Genomic DNA, 17,197 nt, shown 5'->3' on the forward strand with positions numbered 1-17,197 from the left:
CCCCCGCGCACCCACCCATGTCGGCAAGAGCACGAGACTACCAGCGGCATGCCGCGAAGTGCCCGCCGCATCGGCAGCGGATCAATGCAGATCAATAACGCCGACCACCTGCCGCCGCAGTCGAGTTGACGTACCGTCGGATTCGCTGGGACGGACGGGGGTGCGGCCGGGCAGGTGACGGCGGCGCATTGCAACCCTGTGCAACCTTTGCGGGCCGGGCGGGCGGCGGAGCAGGCTGGCCCGGTCCCGCCTCCCCCCGGAGAATCTGCCATGCCGCGCGATCCACTGTCCGCCAGTCCCCATGCCCCGCAGCCGGCCCGCTCCGGCCTGCCCGCTCTGCCGCACCTGCGCCAGGCCCTCCCGGTGGAGGACGTCCTGACCCTGCGTATCGCCCTCGGGAGCGACCGGGTCGGCACCGTGCCCACCCGCTTCCGCTACGAGCCGCGGCGGCCCTACGAGGTCCTGGTCACCTTCCACCTCGGCCGCCCGGACGAGGTGGACTGGGTCTTCTCCCGGGACCTGCTCCGCGACGGCCTGCGCGGCCTGACCGGCCACGGCGACGTCCGGCTCTGGCCCGCGCACTGCCCCTGCCATGGCGCGACCCTGCACCTGGCGCTGGAATCCCCGTACGGCAGCGCCCTGTTGGAGGCGTCCGCGCCGAGGATCCGGCAGTGGCTGGAGCGCACCTACGCCGAGGTCCCGGAGGGCACCGAGCCGGACTGCGGGCCCACCGACGCCCAGTTGTCGCAGTTCCTCTTCGGCGACCGCTGATTCGGCGACCACTGAGATTGTGAGAACGCCGCAGGCCGCCGGGACGGTTGTCCTGGCGGCCTGCGGCGTTCTGTGGCGTTCTGTGCGGAGGCGGTCAGCTCACGGTGAGGGTGAGCGGGCCGGCCAGCGCGGTGTAGCCGTCGTTGTACAGGTACCAGACCGCGTAACTGCCGGGGCCGGAGAGGCTGCTGGTGTTGAAGGTCAGGCTGCCGCTGCTGTTGGGGGCGTACTGCCAGGTCAGCGAGGACTGCTGGCCGGGCGTCACGCCCACCGGGTAGATGCCGATCCAGTTGGTCGAGCTGGTGGTCGCGGCCGGCGTCGCGTACTGGAAGGTGACGCTGGAGCCGTTGCTGACACTCGGCGTTGCGGTGGTCAGCGTGGTGGTCGGCGCGGGGGCCGAGCTCGGCTTGAAGGCGTCGTTGAGCGGCGTGGCGTAGGTGTCGTTGGCGGTGATGCCGGGCAGGCCGAGCGCCGCCTCGATGGTGCGGGCGGTGCTGTAGTGGTCGTAGCGGCTGGTGCTGCTGGTGCCCGCCGGGACGGTGCCCTGCGAGCCGACGACGACGGTGGCGATGTGGTTGTCCGCCTCGCCGCTGTCCTCGTCCCAGGTGAGCAGGATCAGCGACTTCTGGGTGGTCCAGGCCGGGGACTGCATGATCGGCGCCAGGGTCTGCTGCAGCCAGGTGTCCTGGGTCTTCAGGCTGGTGGCGTTTCCGTTGCCGGAGGCCTCGCCGTCGTAGTAGTCGTCGGCCGCGATCCAGGAGAAGTTCGGCGTGGTGGCCGCGCTCTTCAGGTCGGTGGTCAGCTGGGTGGTGTCGAAGAGGTGCGCCGCGCAGCGGGTCGGATTGCCGCTGATGTCGGTGTAGTTGATGAAGGGCGCGTCGTCCGGCTCGTACTTGGCGTCGTACTGGGTGGTGGTGTTGCAGGGCGTGCCCATGCCCTGCTCGTACGCCTTCCAGGTCTTGCCGGCCGCCTCCACCGTGTCGCCCAGGTTGGTGGCCGGGTTCTTGATGTTGGGCCAGTAGATCGCGCCGGTGGTGTACGTGTCACCGCCCGCGACGGCCAGGTAGTTCTCGTCGCTGGGGTGGTAGACGCCGTGCTGGTTGGTCATGTTGGCGCCCTGCGCCATCAGGCTGTGGATGTACGGGGTGTCGGCCGGGTCGCCCATCACCTCGCTGTAGTCGGTGTTCTCCATCATGACCGTGAAGACGTGGTCGTAGCCGGGCACCTGGGAGACCGGCGGGGCGAGGACGGCCGCCGTGACCGGGGTGTTCAGGGTGAGCGAGAGGTTGTCCAGGTAGCCGGACTCGCCCGAGCTGTTCAGGAACTGCGCCTCGACCTGGATCGAGCGGGTGCCCGCCGGCACGGCGCCGGTGGCGCTGCGGGCCAGCATCGAGGTGGTGTTGGAGCGGTCGGCGGCCGAGACGGTGGGCAGGTTCGCCGTGGAGCCGAGCTGCTGGCCGGTGGCGCCCTTGAACTGCAGCGAGACCTGCACGTAGCCCGCGTAGGTGGTCCAGCCGCCGAGCAGGCCGGACAGGTTGTAGCTGACGCCGCCACCGTCGATGGCGGTGGCCGCGGAGGAGACGTCGACGCTCTGCTGCATCGCGCCGTCGCCCTGGTTGCCGGGGCCGAAGAAGGCCTTGCCGGCGTCGGTGCCGCTCGGCAGGCCGAAGCTGCCGACCGAGTAGCAGTCGACGGCCGGGCTGCCGGAGAGCACCGACCAGCCGGGCATGGTGGTCGCCGCGGTCCAGTCGGTGGTGCAGTAACCGGCCTCGGCGTTGCCGTTGACGATCAGATTGCCGCTGGTGGTGGCCGCGTGTGCGGGCGCGGCGACCACGAGCAGGGCACCCATCATCGCGAAAACGCCGCCAAGCGCTCGTCTAACGTGACTCATTATCCGGTCCACCCATCCGTTTGATCCGAAGCACCGTCGTGCACTGGTCAATTGGAGCGTCTGCGGCTGTCCGGCCCGGGAACACCGGGCCAACGCGTTATGGACGTGACCGGCGGATCATGCGGTCACCGCGTCGTCCTGCTGTCTGCGCGGGCCCGGGACGTGCCGGTCGGGGTCGTCCACCGGCGTTCCGGTGCCCATCTCGCGGCAGCCGGGCAGCAGAACCGATCCTCCGTCCAACAGGGCCCGCAGCCGGCGGACCCCGGGCGCGGAGGAGGACGGCAGCAGTTGGTACGGGTCGGCCGGGCCGACCACCTCGACCTGCACGGAGGCGGCGAAGCGGTAGGGCCGGTGCTCCAGCAGCCCGCCCAGGTAGCGCCGTAGCCGGGAGAGTTCGGCGCGCACCGTGACCGTCCGGCTGGGCTCGCCGAACAGGCCGTCCGCCAGCTCGGCGGCGGTCTGCCCGGGCCGGTCGGTGCGGCTGAGGTCGAGCACCAGCCGGGCGCCCTCGGCCTGCTCGGAGACGGCGTGGGCCGAGCCGTTCAGCGGGCGAACCAGCCAGCCGTCGGCGAGCGGTTCGACGGCGCACTCGCCCAGCGAGGGCAGCCAGTGCACCGAGGCGGAGCCCCAGCCGTCGGTGGGCAGACGAAGCCGGGTGACCGGCGGCAGGCCCGCGGTGGCGGCCGTCCAGCCGTCCCGGTCCACCACCAGCGCCGGGCCCAGGGACTGCGCGAGCACCGGGGCCGCGACGGTGCGCAGCCGGTGCAGCGACTCCAACTGGGCGGCCCGCAGCTCGGTCTCGGCCAGCCGGGCGGCGGTGACGGCCAGCGCGAGCAGCTGCGGGTGGACGCCGCGGGCCGGGCCGCTGAGGTCCACCACGCCGGCCACCCGGCCGGTGCGCGGGTCGCGGACCGGGGCGGAGACGCAGGTCCAGGAGTGCTGGTTGCGCAGGTAGTGCTCGGCGGAGTGCACCCGCAGCGGGCGGCCGGTGCGCAGCGCGGTGCCGATGCCGTTGGTACCTACCGACTCCTCGCCCCAGCGCCCGCCGGTCATGAAGCCGATCAGGTCGGCGCTGCGGCGCAGTTGGCGCGGGCCCTCGTGCCAGAGCACGTCGCCCTGCGAGTCGGCGACGGCGAGGATCAGCGGCAGGTCGGTGGTCGGGTCGAGCAGGGTGCTGCGCAGGGCCGGCAGCACGGCGTCCAGTCCGCTGGAGCGGCGGCGGTGCTCGACCTCGGCGGTGCTCAGATGCTCGGGGGTACGGCCGTGTTCGGGGTCGAGACCGAGCCGGCGCACCCGCTCCCAGGAGTCGCCGATCTCGGGGCGCGGCGCCTGGCGGGGGATGTTCCCGGTGACGACGTCCTCATGCGCCTTGGCCAGCTGGGCGGTCGCCTCGCGGGAGACCTCGCCGGTCCGGCCCAGGTGTGCGGAGTCCCGCATCGTGTGCTCCCCTCACCGCAGTCCGGTCCCGCTCGGCCGCGACAAGGCCGCGCGGCCCTGTCGCCCACAGCGTACGGGTGCTCGTGAGCGGCCGGGCGGGCGATCCTTGCACGGGCGCGGGCCGAAGCGCGCCGGTTCTACCGCACCAGTTTCTGACGGTCCGTCGGAAGATCTCGCGCCGCGGGGCGGCCTGCGCCGCCCAGTTGGTCCGCGCGGGGCGGCTCGGCTCCGGCGACGGCGCAGGTCAGGGCCGCTGCTTCGGCTGCGAACCGGCAGGCCTCGGCGACGTGTTCGAGGGTCAGGCCGGCCAGTCGGCCGCCCAGCAGGCCGTGCCTGTCCAGGCAGTGCAGCAGGGCGCCGGTGAACGCGTCGCCGGCGCCCACGGTGTCGACGACATGTGTACGAACGGCTGGCACGTGCAGCCGGACGCCGTCCAGCGAGGCCAGCGCGCCGTGCTCGCCGAGGGTCAGCACGACGAGCGGGACGCCCAGTGCGTGCCACTCGTCACAGGCCTGCTCGGCGGTGACACCCGGACGGAGCAGGGCGAGATCGTCGGCTGACAGGCGCAGGATGTCGGCGAGGGCGCACCAGCGGGCGATGCGCTCCCGGTAGCGCTCGGGGGCGACCAGCAGCGGGCGGACGTTGGGGTCGATCGAGATGGTGGCGTGCGCGCGGGCACGGACCAGGAAGTTCTCCACCACCCGGCCGCCGGGGGCACGCACCAGCGCGAGCGAGCCGGTGTGCACGGCGCTCGTGCCGGTGAGATCGACCGCCGCGAGCTCGGCCGGCTGCCACTGCCAGTCCGCGGTGCCCTCGGCGTGGAAGGAGTAGCCGGCCTGCCCGTTCGCATCCAGCGCGGCGATCGCCAGGGTGGACGACTCGGCGGCGGCCACGCAGTCGCCGAGGTCGACACCGGCGGCGGTCAGCCGCTCGCGGAACAGCGCGCCGAACGGGTCGGCGGAGAGCCGGGCGAGCAGCCGGGTGGGGGTGCCGAGCCGGGCCAGCGCGGTGGCGGTGTTGGCCGGGCCGCCGCCGGGCAGCACCCGCAGGCCGAGTTCGCCCGCGGCGACGCTGGGTTGCACGAAGGCGTCGGCGACGCACTCGCCGAGCACGGTGATGCTCAACTGTCCCCCTGGGTAACTGGGTCAGCGCTGCGGGGTGGAGGCCTGGGCGGTCTCCACCGCGCGGTGCAGGTCGGTGGTGGCGTCCAAGGTAGCGGTCGCGCTGACCGCCAGGCAGGCCACCAGTGCCAGTGCGGCCGCCGAGCGGCGCCGGGCGCCGGTGCGCGGGTGCGGGGAGAGCAGCGCGGCGACCCGGCGGGGGACCGGCCCGGCCGCCGCCGCCGGGGCCAGGAACGGCCGGGCCGGGCGCGGCGTACGGGCGGCGGCCAGCGCGGCCCGGCCGACCGCGCGGGCGGTCACCGCCCGGTCGCCGACCGCGCGGGCGGCGCACTCGTCGGCCCAGCGCTCCAGGTGGAAGCCGAGCGGCGTGCTCAGCTGGCGCAGCGCCGGGTGGATCACCGCGGCGTAGGCGGCGGCGGCCAGGAAGAGGTGGTGGCGGCAGGCCAGGTGGGCCCGTTCGTGGGCGAGCAGCGCGGCCCGTTCGGGTGCGGGCAGGGCGCGCAGCATGCCGGCGGTGACCACGATCCGGCCCGGGCGGCCGGGCAGCGCGTAGGCGTCGGCGCGGTCGTCGTCCAGGACGGCGAGCGGGTGCTCGGGCCGTACGAGGGACGCGAGGGACGCGAGGGAGGTGAGGGAGGTGAGAGAGGTGAGGGAGGTGAGGGACCAGGGGCGGCGGGTGGCGCCGCCGTCGACCGCCGCGCGGGCCCGGCGCAGGTCGGTGTAGTGCAGCTGCGCGGTGCGCAGCGCCAGCCCGCAGGCTACCAGCAGCGCGCCGGCGGCCGGTCCGGCCATCAGGACGGCGCTCGGCGAGGCGTGGCTGAGCCAGGGCAGCGAGAGGTGGCCGAGCGCGGCCACCAGCGGGATCCGCAGCAGGCCGGCCACCGCGAGCAGGCCCAGCGAGACGGTGCTGGCCGCGGCCAGCCCGACCATCGTCGCGGTGAGCATCCAGGCGGCGGCGCGCGGGCGCAGCGCGTCGGCCAGTCGGCGGGCGACGGGGGCGGCGAGGAAGGGGACCAGGAAGGGCGCCCAGACGGCGATGTTCACGGGCCGCTGCTCTCGCGGGTCTCGGGACCCTCGCTCAGCAGTTCGCGCAGCAGGCGCTCGTCGTCGTCCGAGAGGTCGGAGACGAAGCGGGCCAGCACGGTCGAGCGGTCCGCCTCGCGGTCCAGCTCGGTGCGCATCCGGCGGGCGGCCAGGCCGGCGGGGTCGCGCACGGTCGGGGTGTAGGCGTACGCGCGCCCGGCCCGGGTCCGTCCGACGGTGCCCTTGTCGTGCAGCCGGGCCAGGATCGTGGCGATGGTGGTGCGGGCCAGGCCGCTGCCGAGGGCGAGCTGGACGTCCTGCGGGGTGAGCGGCTGGTGGGCGGCCCAGAGCGCGGCGAGCACCTGGGCTTCGAGCTCTCCGGAGGGGCGGCGCGCGGGCAACTCTGGCATGTCGACGTGACCTCCAGTCTTCGTCTACAGTCGTGTAGACCGTCTACGTCACTGTAGACGGTTGAGGCGCGTTCGAGTGGGACCGCCCGCACCAGTATGGGAGGTCCGCCAGTATGGGAGGTCAGTCGATCTTGTCGATGCCGTCCACGCTCCTTGCCGTCAACGTGTTGGACGCCTCGTCGCTGCTCGCAGCGTTCGGCGCGCTGGGCATCGCCGTCGTGCTGTTCGCGGAGACGGGGCTGCTGGTCGGCTTCTTCCTGCCCGGCGACTCGCTGCTCTTCACCGCGGGCCTGCTCTGCGTGCCCGGCACCACCAGCGGACCGCGGCTGCACCTGTGGCAGGTGCTGCCCGCCGCGCTGGTCGGCGCGCTGGTCGGCGCCCAGGTCGGTTATCTGATCGGCGCCCGCGGTGGCCAGGCGCTGCTGCGCCGCTCCAAGAACAAGAGCCTGCACCACGGGGTCGAGCGCGCCGAGCAGCTGCTGGCCGACTACGGCTACGGCAAGGCCATCGTGCTGGCCCGCTTCATCCCGGTGGTGCGCACGGTGCTCAATCCGATGTGCGGAGCACTGGAGGTGCCGTGGCGCACCTTCACGCTCTGGCAGGTGGTCGGCGGCGCGCTGTGGTCGATCGGCGTCGTCATGGCCGGATACGCGCTCGGTTCGTCGGTACCCAACATCGACACATATCTGCTCCCGATCATCGGTCTGGTAGTAGTTGTCTCTGTGATCCCGATTGCGCTCGAATTGCTCCGCGCCCGCAAGGCGGCCCGCGCCGCCGACTCCGCCGACCACGGCCACGACCACGGCCGCGGGGGTGATGCCTGATGAGTCAGGTACTCCTCGCGTACGACGGCAGCCGGATCGACGGCGGCCTCTACACCACGGTCACCCGCTGGGCGGCCGACTCCCCGCACTGGCTGGACCAGCTGATCAAGGTCTGGTCGGACTTCGGCCTCGGCCTCTTCGCGGTCCTGATGCTCTGGGTCTGGTGGCACGCCCGGCGGACCAGCTCGGTGGTGATGGCCCAGGTGCTCGCCGCGCCGGTGCTGGTGGTCGTGGCCTACGCCGTCAACTCGGTCCTCAAGAGCCTGGTGGACGAGGTCCGGCCGTGCCGGCAGATCGTCGGCAGTGTCTCGCTGGAGACCTGCCCGCAGCCCACCGACTGGTCCTTCCCCAGCAACCACTCGGTGATCGCCTTCGCCGCGGCCGTCGCGCTCTGGTTCGTCAGTCGCCGGATCGGCCGGATCGCGCTGGTCGCCGCCGTGCTGATGGCCGTCTCGCGGGTCTGGATCGGCGTGCACTACCCGCATGACGTGGTGGTCGGCGCGCTGGTCGGCACCCTCGTCGCGCTGCCGCTGGCGCGGGTCGCCGGGCGGGCCGCGCCGCTGGTCGACCGGGCGCGCAGCGGGCCGCTGGGCGCGCTGCTGGGAGCCGGGGGCGGGGCCGGGGGCGTCGCGGCCTGAGGTTCGACGTAGCTGGCCTGCCGGGTCGGTGCCGCTGTGGCGGCGCCGGCCCGGTTTCGTCGTTCCTGGTGCTTGGCTGGTCAATGTTGGCTGTACAACTTGGCGATTGTTGGCTTGCTGGTCGCTGCCTCGTCACCCATCGGCAACCCTGGCCACGCAGCCTGGACGCCATGAGAGTCATTGTCGTAGGAGCAGGCGTGCTCGGGACCATGCACGCATGGCAGGCCGTCGAGCGCGGTCACGAGGTCGTCCACCTGGAGCGCGAGGCGGAGGCGCGCGGCGCGTCCGTACGCAACTTCGGCCTGGTCTGGGTCAGCGGGCGTTCCGGTGGCGAGGAGCTGGCCACCGCGCTGCGGGCGCGCGAGCTGTGGGAGCGGATCGGCGAGCGGGTGCCCGCGCTGGGCTTCCGGGCCAACGGCTCGCTCACCGCAATCCGCACCGAGGCCGAGCTGGCCGTCGCCGAGCAGGCCCTGCTGCGGGACGACGCCCGGGCGCGCGGCTTCCGGCTGCTGGACGCAGCCGAGACCCGCGCCCTCAACCCCGCCCTGCGCGGCAAGCTGCTCGGCGCGCTGCACTGCGAGCGGGACGGCGCCGTCGAGCCGCGCACCGCGCAGCCCGCGCTGCGCGAGGCGCTGCTGGCCAGCGGCCGCTACACCTTCCTGCCCGGGCGCGAGGTCCGCGAGGTGGTCGGCGAGAACGCCGTCCGCGACGACCACGGTCAGGTCCACACCGGCGACGTGGTGCTGCTCTGCACCGGCGCCTGGCTGGGCGGCCTGGTGCGCGAGCTCGCCCCCGAGCTCCCGGTGCGCCGGGTGCGGCTGCAGATGATGCAGACCGACCCGCTGGACGAGCCGCTGACCACCTCCGTCGCCGACGGCGACAGCTTCCGCTACTACCCCGCCTTCGCGGGCGACGCGCTGGAGCAGCTCAAGGCCGCGCAGCCGCAGCCGCCGGTCGCCGCCGAGCACAAGATGCAGCTGCTGATGGTCCAGCGCCGCGACGGCGGGCTCACCATCGGCGACACCCATGAGTACGAGCACCCGTTCTCCTTCGACGTGGACGAGGCGCCGTACGAGCACCTGGCCGGCGTCGCCGAGGAGCTGCTCGGCCGGCCGCTGCCGCGGATCCGCCGCCGCTGGGCCGGGGTGTACGCGCAGTGCACCGACACCACCCGCGTGGTGCACCGCGAGCGGGTGCGCGACGGCGTCTGGCTGGTCACCGGCCCCGGCGGCCGCGGCATGACCTGCTCGCCGGCGATCGCCGAGACCACCGCCGAACTCATCAACCTGTAAGGGCAGTTGATTATTGTGAGCAGCACCGCTAGCACCGACATCCGCTTGGTCGTCCTGGACATGGCCGGCACCACCGTCGCCGACGACGGCCTGGTCGAGCGCGCCTTCCAGGCCGCCTCCGACGCGCTGGGCGTCGAGGCCGGCAGCCCCGAGCACCAGCGCATGCTGGAGCACGTCCGGGCCACCATGGGCGAGTCCAAGATCTCCGTCTTCCGCCACCTGTTCGGCGCCGAGGACAAGGCCCAGCAGGCCAACGTCGCGTTCGAGGCGGCCTACCACGACCTGGTCGACGCCGGTCACTGCGAGGCCCTGCCGGGCGCCGCCGAGGCCATCGAGCTGCTCCGCTCGCAGGGCCGCAAGGTCGTCCTCACCACCGGCTTCTCCCGGCCCACCCAGGACCAGATCCTCAAGGCGCTGGGCTGGCAGGACATCGCTGACCTGACGCTCTGCCCGGCCGACGCCGGCCGCGGCCGCCCGTACCCGGACCTCGCGCTGACCGCGCTGCTGCGCACCGGCACCGACGCGGTGCAGCAGATGGCGGTGTCCGGTGACACCGGCTACGACATGCTCACCGGTGTGCGGGCGGGCGCGTCCGTGGTGGCCGGCGTGCTGACCGGCGCGCACGACGCCGAGCGGCTGCGCGCCGACGGCGCCACGCACGTGCTGGGCTCGATCGCCGAGCTGCCGGGCGTGCTCGGGGCGTAGTTGCTCCCACCGGGGTGACGGCGATCCGCCGTCACCCCGAGCCCGTTCCTGGTTACGGCAGGTGAAATAAATCGCGTGCCGTGCCACCATGCTGACCGAATACTGAGGTTTGCGGATCGGTCTGCGACGGGGGATACATGATCAACGGCAACGCCCTGCCCGTTCCTGGGTGGGACGGCGGGAACGGCAACAGCGCCTATCTGGACAAGACGCTGCGCCACCAGCCGGTCGAGGTGCAGCTGGACGACCGGGTGTCGGGCCGGACGGTCTGGCGGCTCCTGGCCCGCGCCTCGGTGGTCGCCGCCATCGCCTTCGCGGTGCAGCTTCCCTTCGCGATCGCCAGCCTGGTGGCAGCGTTCTCCGGCAGCGGCGACGGGTACGGCGGGGACAGTGTCAGCAGCGGGCTGGGCGGCTTCGGGCTGATCCTGATCTATGACTCGCCGCTGGTCTTCCTCCTCGTGCTGCTGTTCTCCCGGCTGACCGAGCCGATCGGCGAGTGGCGGGTGCTGCTGCACGACCGCACCGAGCAGGATGTGCAGTCGACCTACCACAAGATCTGCGGCGTCCTGCGGTACCGGAACTTCCCGCTCCAGGTGAACTTCCGCCGCCTGGAGACCGGCATCGGCGCCCAGCAGTCCAACGGCCGGCTGACCCTCGCCGCCGGTGACTGCCAGGCCACCATCTCGGTCTTCCGCTACGGCGACAGCATGTACCTGGGCTGGCAGATGTGGCGGACCCGGCGCGGATGGCAGCTGATCGCGCGCTTCCTCGGCGACGTCCTCGGCAGTATCTTCGGCCGGTCCGACCTGGCCTGGGCGATGCTGCGGACCGAGAACATCCGGGCCATGCGCGAGGCAGTGCACGCGGTGTGCCGTGAGGGGCTGGTGACGGCGATCGAGCGGGAGCAGGTGCCGGCGGCGTTCGGGTTCCCGACGAGCGCGCCGCCGCTGGTCGAGCGGCGGCCGGCGCCGCCCGCCGGCCCGGTCGCGCCGGTGCCGTACGGCCAGCCGTTGGAGCGCGCGCGGGCACAGGCGCCGTCGCCGCACGCACCGTCGCCGCACGCACCGGCAGCGCACGCACCGGCAGCGCATGGACCGTCGCCGCACACACTGGTGGCGCCGGCGGCTCCTGCGCCGTCGCCGACCGCGCCCGTGGCGCAGCCGCCGTCCGGGCCCCCGCGCAGGCCGGCCGGGCCGCCGACGGTCGGGGACGGCTGGGCGTCGGGCGCGTCCGAGCAGTGACCGGCGCCGACTCCGGCGGCGTGCTCATCACTACCACCCCCGACGGCAGTTGGGGGTGGGTCGGACTGCGGCTGGCCCCCGCCCGCGCACTCGCCGAGCACCGCGGCTACCTGGACCTGGCGGAGGAGGAACGCCGACGCCAGGCCGTCGCGGCCGAACTCGCCTGGCTGCAGGCGCAGTGCCGGCCCGCTGAGCCCGACGGGTCGGGTCCGGGTGCGCCGACCCGCTTCGACCTGCGGTACACCGGCGGGCCCGGCGGTCTGCTGCGCTGCGTGCTGCTGGCGCAGACGGTGGCCGGCGCGCCCGAAGCGGCCGAGCGCGGGGCGCTCGCGCTGCGACAGCGGCTGGCCGCCCTGCCGGGGCACGTCGCGGCCGCTGAGATCCTCGAACCGTCCGAGCTGCTGGCCGAGTTGGACCCCCTGGACACCGTCGCCCGGGGAACCGGCGGCTGCCGGCTGGTGGAGATCCGGCGGCGGTTGACCCCGCTGCCGCTCCAACGCCCGGACACCAACCGGGAGTCCGCCGTCCTGGTCGCCGACTTCGAACCGTCCGGCGTGAGTTGGGAGCCGCTCTGGGCCGAGCTGGCCTCCTCGCCGGTGCCGGTGGTGCTCTCGGTCGCCCTGGAGCCGATCCGGCTCGGGCCGGGCGAGGTCGACCTGCTCCGTCGGTACGCGGGCGAGTACCACCGGCTCGCCGCCGCCGGGCTGACCGCGCCGCCCTGGCAGCGGACGCTCCCCGGCTCCCCGGCCGCCGCCGCCGGTGCCGGCCACTTCGACCAGGCGCTGCGTCGCGTCGCGTTCCCCGGCTACCGGCTACGCATCACGCTGGCTGCCGCCGGCGCTCTCCCGGCGCGGCTGGCCCAACTGGTGGCCGGCACCATCGGCGGGCCCGGCGCGGGCGCAGGCGCCGTCGTGCTCGACGTCGCACCGCCCGAACAGCCGGCCGGTTGGCAGAACCTCACCGCGCTCGACCTCGTCCGACTGGACCGCAGCTACCAGCAGGGCCTGCACGACCGTGACTACGGGCCCGGCGAGCGGCTGCTCGACGAGTTCTGCACCCCCACCGAGGCGGCGGCCGCGCTGCGGCTGCCGTACGAGGTCGCGGCGCACCGGCCGCTCTTCGACGACCGGTTCCGCACCCGCCAAGCCGCGACCGCTTCCTCCTCCTCTTCTTCCTCCTCGTCCGCCCCCGCCGTCTCGCCGTCGGCGGGCCGCCCGCCCCTCTGAACGGAGTCCACCCACCATGACCCAGCTCGTCATCGCCTTCGACGGCGCCCCCGACCAGGTCGACGCCGACGCCCGCGACCTCCAGGAGTTCCTCAACCAGGACGCCGACCTGCGTGGCCGGGTGGCCAACCGCACGGTGGCACCCGGTCCGGGCGAGCAGGGCGCCGTCGCCGACGCCGTGCACTGCGCCGCCGACCTCGGGGCGCTCGTCACCGGCCCGCTCGGTATCTGGCTGACCGCCCGGCTGCACCGCGGCAAGGTCTCCTTCCGGGTCCGCCGCGCCGATGGGAGCGAGATCGAGCTGAGCGCCGAGGGCACCCGGGACTCCGCCGTGCTGATCGGTCAGCTGGAGCGCTTCCTCGACCCGCAGGAGCCCGACCAGGCCGAGCAGGGGTGAACTGGCCGCCGCTGCTGCCCGATCCGCAGACCTCCTGGGCGGTGCTGGTGGGCGCGGGATCGTTCCATGACCCCGGGCTCCCGGACCTGCCCGAGGCGGTGGCCTCCGTCGACGAGCTGGCCGACACGCTCACCGGGCCGACCGGGCTGCTGCGCTGGGACCACGTGGTCCGCATCCACGACCCGCAGAGCCCCGCCGACGTGCTGCGCCCGCTGGCCGCCGTCGCCGCCGAGGCCACCGGCCTGCTGCTCTGCTACTACGCCGGGCACGGCGTGCTGGACGGGGCCCGGCGCCTGCACCTCGCGCTGCCCGGGACCAGCTCCGACCCGGCGAGGGTGCCGCACACCGCCCTCGCGGCGCAGGCCGTCCTGGAGCTGGTCGGCGGCTCGGCCGCCCGCGCGCTGCACCGGGTCGCCTGGCTGGACTGCTGCTTCGGCGGTCTGGCCCTGGACCTGCCGGCGGCGGCCGACGTCAACCTGCTCACCGCCGCCGACCGCACCCGCAAGGCCCTGGTCCCGCCCGGCAGTCGGATCACCGGCTTCGCAGCCGAGCTGACCGCCCTGCTGCGCGACGGCGTGCCGGACGGGCCGCCCTACCTCGACCTGCCGCTGATCCACCGCCGCCTCGCGGTCGCCCTCGGCGCCGTCCCGGCGGGCCTGCCCGCCCGCACCCAGCCGCCCAATCCGTGCCACCGCCTGGTGCACACCGGCCCCGAACTCGCCCTCGCCCGCAACGCCGCCCACGGCACCGCCCTCACCCGCGACGGCCTGCTCGCCCGCGCCCGCTTCGCCTACCGGGTCGCCGACGTCCGCGCCCCGCACCGTCCTGCCCAGGCCGCCGCGCTGCTCGGCGACATCGTCCGCGATGCCACCGCCGCCCTCGGCGGCACCGACCCGGACACCCTGCGCCTGCGCCACGCGCACGCCTGGCTCACCGGCGAGGCCCACGGCCCGGACGCCGCCCGTGCCCTGCTCCTCCCGCTGCTGGCGGACCTCGCCTCCGACGACCCGCAGGCGGAGCGCGTCCGGCAGAGTCTGGCGTCCTTGAGCGGAGCCGGTGCACCGGCCTGACCGCCGTCGATCCGTCCGTCTGTTCGTCCGTCGGTCCGGGGGCATGAAACGACGTGGCGTATTCGTGCGTGAATTCCTATATCGCTCTCACGTCCGAGTGTTGAGAGGAGGTTTCGCCCGGACGAGTCATGGACATTGGCTCCTGACCCCCCTCGGCAGAAGTGAGAATGTAGGCCCGTCCCGAATATCTGGAGTCACCTATGGCAGCTGACGTCCGCACTGCTGCGGAGTCGGAGCGCGCGCCGATCCGGCTGCCGGCTCCCGACCGGGCCGTACCCTCCGGTGAACCCGTGGTCGAGGAGCGGGAGTTCAGCTTCAACGGCTTCCGCTACCGCTGCCGCACGGTGCGTCAGGGCCGGCCGCAGACCGAGCCGGTGCTGATCCTCGGCGGCTCCTCCCAGGACCGCTACTCCTGGCTCCGCTACGAGAAACGCCTCGCGCCGCTGGGCTCGATGATCACCGTCGATCTTCCCGGTTATGGTGACGCGGATTTCCTGCCTGCGAAGTACGGAATCGACTTCCTGGCCGCCGGAGTCCGGCATCTGCTGACCGAACTCGCCATCCCCCGCGTCAATCTGGTGGCCGTCTGCTACGGCGGCGCGATCGGGCTGCGCTTCGTCCAGCACTACCCCGAGCTGGTCGAGCGCCTCGCGCTGGTCGGCATGACCCCGCGGATCCCCGACGACTACACGGCAGCGATGGAGCGTTGGGCAGCGATGATCGAGAGTGGCGGCCAGACGGCGGTGATCGCACGGGAGTTGACGGACCGCTTCATGTCCCCGCCAGGCTGGGCCCCGGTCCGGCGGCACGCTGCCGTGGCCCGGCTGGTCTACCAGCAGATCGCCGGCCAGGACGCCGAGCAGCTGCGCAAGTCGGCCGAGCACAACACCCGCCTGATGCGCCACGAGTGGTACCGGCCCGAACCGTTGCCCGTTCTGCCCGGCCTGGTGGTCACCGGCGAGTACGACACCCTCTGCACGCCGGTGATGGGCCGCCAGGTGGCCGGACTGCTGGCGTCCGCGTGCTTCACCACCATCACGGAGTCCGACCACCTGGCCCCCGTCGAGCGCCCCGACGACCTCGCCGACCTGCTTGCCCGCTTCTGCACCGGCCAGTCGATCGAGGGCCTGCCCTACACCAACCCGGTCGAGCACTTCGGTACCCACTGCCAGGCCCAGTACTAGGAGTTCGCGATGTGCGGGATCGCAGGATGGATCTCCTTCGACCAGGACCTGAGCGCCCGGACGGACGAGATCGACGCCATGACGGCCTCGCTCGCCCCGCGCGGGCCGGACGCCGCCGGGATCTGGACCAGCCCGCACGCGGCGCTCGGCCACCGCCGGCTCGCCGTCATCGACCCCGCCGGCGGCGCGCAGCCGATGACCGTCGAGCAGGACGGCCGTACGGTCCTCGTCCTCAGCTACAGCGGCGAGGTCTACAACCACCAGGAGCTGCGCGCCCAACTCCAAGCGCGTGGTCACCACTTCCGCTCGCGCAGCGACACCGAGGTGGTGCTGCGGGCCTTCCTGGAGTGGGGGAGCGCCTTCGTCACCCGACTGAACGGGATGTACGCCTTCGCCCTCTGGGACCCGCGCACCGAGGAACTGCTGCTCGTCCGTGACCGGTTGGGCATCAAACCGCTCTACTACCAGCGCACCGCCGACGGTGTGCTCTTCGGCTCCGAGCCGAAGGCCCTCCTCGCCCACCCCGCCGTCGAACCCGTCGTCGACCTCGACGGCCTGCGCGAACTCCTCGGATTCACCGTCACCCCCGGCCACGCCGTCTACCGGGGGATGCGCCAAGTCCGGCCCGGGCACACGGTGTTGGTCTCTCGTGCCAGCCTGCGCGAGCAGCCGTACTGGCAGCTGGAGGCGCGCGAGCACACCGACGACCTGCCCACGACGATCGGTGTCGTCCGGGAACTCCTGGAGGACACCGTCGCCCGCCAACTGGTGGCCGACGTCCCGCTCAGCACCCTGCTCTCCGGCGGCCTGGACTCCAGCATCATCACCGCCCTCGCCGCGCGCCACCTGGGAGCGTCCCAACTCCGTTCCTTCGCAGTTGACTTCACCCACCACACCGAGAACTTCACCCCCGACCCGCAGCGCGCCAGCCCGGACGCCCCCTTCGCGCGCGCCCTCGCCGCCCACGCCGGGACCCTGCACAGCGAGGCCGTCCTGGACACCGTCGCGCTCACCGACCCCCGCCACTGGGACGCCGTGCTCCGCGCCCGGGACCTCCCGCTCGGCCTGGGGGACAGCGACACCTCGCTCTACCTGCTCTTCCAGGAGGTGCGCCGGCACTCCACGGTCGCGCTCTCCGGTGAGGCAGCCGACGAACTCTTCGGCGGCTACTGGTGGTTCCACCAGCCGGCGGTCATCGCCGCCGACACCTTCCCGTGGATCGCCGCCGCCCAGCTCTTCTCCCCGGCCGGCACCCCCGCCCGCGAATCCCTGCTCGCCCCTACCCTCCTCCGCGACCTCGACCTCGACGGCTACCGCGCCGCCCGCTACCGCGAAGCCCTGCGCGCCGTCCCGCACCTGGCCGGCGAATCCGCCGCCGAGCACCGGATGCGCGAGTTCGCCCACCTGCACCTGACCCGCTCGGTGCCCTACCTGCTCGACCGCAAGGACCGCCTCAGCATGGCCCACGGCCTGGAGGTCCGCGTCCCGTTCTGCGACCACCGCCTCGTCGAGTACGCCTTCAACATCCCCTGGTCGATGAAGTCCTTCGACGGCCGCGAGAAGAGCATCCTCCGCGCCGCCACCACCGACCTCCTCCCCGCTTCGATTTCCTCCCGCCCGAAGAGCCCCTATCCCCTCACCCAGGACCCCGCCTACGCCGCATCCCTACGCCAAGCCCTCGAATCCCTCCTCGACCACCCCACCTCCCCCCTCCACCCCCTCCTCAACCCCGAAGCCCTCCGCCAAGCCACCAAACCCGACACCTTGGCTGCGCACACCCGCCAACCCACCGAACTCCTCCTATCCCTCCACACCTGGCTCCACCACCACCAGGTCCACCTCGACCTCCGCTGACCGGCGGCCGGAGCATCCTCGGCCACGCCCACATCGGCGTCACCGCCACCGCCACCGTCTACGCCCACGTCCGACTCCGCCTCCAGCGCGACGCCATCGACCTCCTCGGCCGT

The 17,197-nt window shown here is 73.4% G+C and carries 16 protein-coding genes; 11 read left to right on the forward strand and 5 right to left on the reverse strand.

Annotated elements, in window-relative coordinates; genetic code table 11:
* Positions 1-270 precede the first annotated feature (270 nt).
* Complete coding sequence (locus tag P3T34_RS28205; protein WP_280668836.1) at positions 271-771, forward strand: SsgA family sporulation/cell division regulator; 501 nt, start codon at positions 271-273, stop codon at positions 769-771.
* Positions 772-865: 94 nt separating this feature from the next.
* Here the strand turns inward: P3T34_RS28205 and P3T34_RS28210 are convergent, their stop codons facing one another.
* The 5 genes from P3T34_RS28210 to P3T34_RS28230 all read right to left on the reverse strand — a co-directional run bounded on the left by P3T34_RS28210 (position 866) and on the right by P3T34_RS28230 (position 6,653).
* Positions 866-2,623, reverse strand: a complete 1,758-nt coding sequence (locus P3T34_RS28210) for an alkaline phosphatase family protein (protein ID WP_280668837.1) — start codon at positions 2,621-2,623, stop codon at positions 866-868.
* Positions 2,624-2,779: 156 nt separating this feature from the next.
* Positions 2,780-4,099, reverse strand: a complete 1,320-nt coding sequence (locus tag P3T34_RS28215) for a GAF domain-containing protein (protein ID WP_280668838.1) — start codon at positions 4,097-4,099, stop codon at positions 2,780-2,782.
* 137 nt (positions 4,100-4,236) lie between these two features.
* On the reverse strand, positions 4,237-5,223 hold the full coding sequence (locus P3T34_RS28220) for a carbohydrate kinase (RefSeq protein WP_280668839.1): 987 nt from the start codon (positions 5,221-5,223) through the stop codon (positions 4,237-4,239).
* Between the two features lie 21 nt (positions 5,224-5,244).
* Positions 5,245-6,264, reverse strand: coding sequence for a M48 family metalloprotease (locus tag P3T34_RS28225; protein WP_280668840.1), 1,020 nt, complete (start codon positions 6,262-6,264; stop codon positions 5,245-5,247).
* A complete protein-coding gene (locus P3T34_RS28230) occupies positions 6,261-6,653 on the reverse strand; it encodes a BlaI/MecI/CopY family transcriptional regulator (RefSeq protein ID WP_280668841.1) in 393 nt (130 codons plus the stop codon). The genes P3T34_RS28225 and P3T34_RS28230 overlap by 4 nt, the downstream gene beginning before the upstream one ends.
* A 137-nt stretch (positions 6,654-6,790) precedes the next feature.
* Here P3T34_RS28230 and P3T34_RS28235 point away from each other — a divergent pair, with 137 nt between their 5' ends.
* The 10 genes from P3T34_RS28235 to asnB all read left to right on the forward strand — a co-directional run bounded on the left by P3T34_RS28235 (position 6,791) and on the right by asnB (position 17,084).
* The gene (locus P3T34_RS28235; protein ID WP_280668842.1) at positions 6,791-7,477 is read left to right on the forward strand and encodes a DedA family protein; all 687 of its coding nucleotides are present in this window, start codon (positions 6,791-6,793) and stop codon (positions 7,475-7,477) included.
* Positions 7,477-8,115 carry a phosphatase PAP2 family protein gene (locus tag P3T34_RS28240; protein ID WP_280668843.1) on the forward strand — a complete coding sequence of 213 codons (639 nt, stop codon included), beginning with the start codon at positions 7,477-7,479 and terminating at the stop codon, positions 8,113-8,115. Before P3T34_RS28235 ends, P3T34_RS28240 begins: the two co-directional genes overlap by 1 nt.
* A gap of 170 nt (positions 8,116-8,285) precedes the next feature.
* Positions 8,286-9,407 carry a TIGR03364 family FAD-dependent oxidoreductase gene (locus tag P3T34_RS28245; RefSeq protein ID WP_280668844.1) on the forward strand — a complete coding sequence of 374 codons (1,122 nt, stop codon included), beginning with the start codon at positions 8,286-8,288 and terminating at the stop codon, positions 9,405-9,407.
* Positions 9,408-9,422: 15 nt separating this feature from the next.
* Positions 9,423-10,112: a phosphonatase-like hydrolase gene (locus P3T34_RS28250; RefSeq protein ID WP_280668845.1), complete on the forward strand. Its 690-nt coding sequence runs from the start codon at positions 9,423-9,425 to the stop codon at positions 10,110-10,112.
* Between the two features lie 137 nt (positions 10,113-10,249).
* A complete protein-coding gene (locus P3T34_RS28255) occupies positions 10,250-11,353 on the forward strand; it encodes a hypothetical protein (RefSeq protein WP_280668846.1) in 1,104 nt (367 codons plus the stop codon).
* A 20-nt stretch (positions 11,354-11,373) separates the two neighbouring features.
* Positions 11,374-12,579, forward strand: a complete 1,206-nt coding sequence (locus P3T34_RS28260) for a hypothetical protein (protein ID WP_280668847.1) — start codon at positions 11,374-11,376, stop codon at positions 12,577-12,579.
* A 16-nt stretch (positions 12,580-12,595) separates the two neighbouring features.
* Positions 12,596-12,976, forward strand: coding sequence for a hypothetical protein (locus P3T34_RS28265; RefSeq protein WP_280668848.1), 381 nt, complete (start codon positions 12,596-12,598; stop codon positions 12,974-12,976).
* Positions 12,973-14,046, forward strand: a complete 1,074-nt coding sequence (locus tag P3T34_RS28270; RefSeq protein ID WP_280668849.1) for a hypothetical protein — start codon at positions 12,973-12,975, stop codon at positions 14,044-14,046. The genes P3T34_RS28265 and P3T34_RS28270 overlap by 4 nt, the downstream gene beginning before the upstream one ends.
* 200 nt (positions 14,047-14,246) lie before the next feature.
* Positions 14,247-15,230, forward strand: a complete 984-nt coding sequence (locus P3T34_RS28275) for an alpha/beta hydrolase (protein ID WP_280668850.1) — start codon at positions 14,247-14,249, stop codon at positions 15,228-15,230.
* Between the two features lie 9 nt (positions 15,231-15,239).
* Entirely contained in the window at positions 15,240-17,084 is a 1,845-nt protein-coding gene (gene asnB / locus P3T34_RS28280; RefSeq protein WP_280668851.1) for an asparagine synthase (glutamine-hydrolyzing), read from the forward strand.
* The last annotated feature ends 113 nt before the right edge of the window (positions 17,085-17,197 follow it).

The organism is Kitasatospora sp. MAP12-44 (genome assembly GCF_029892095.1).
GTDB lineage: Bacteria > Actinomycetota > Actinomycetes > Streptomycetales > Streptomycetaceae > Kitasatospora.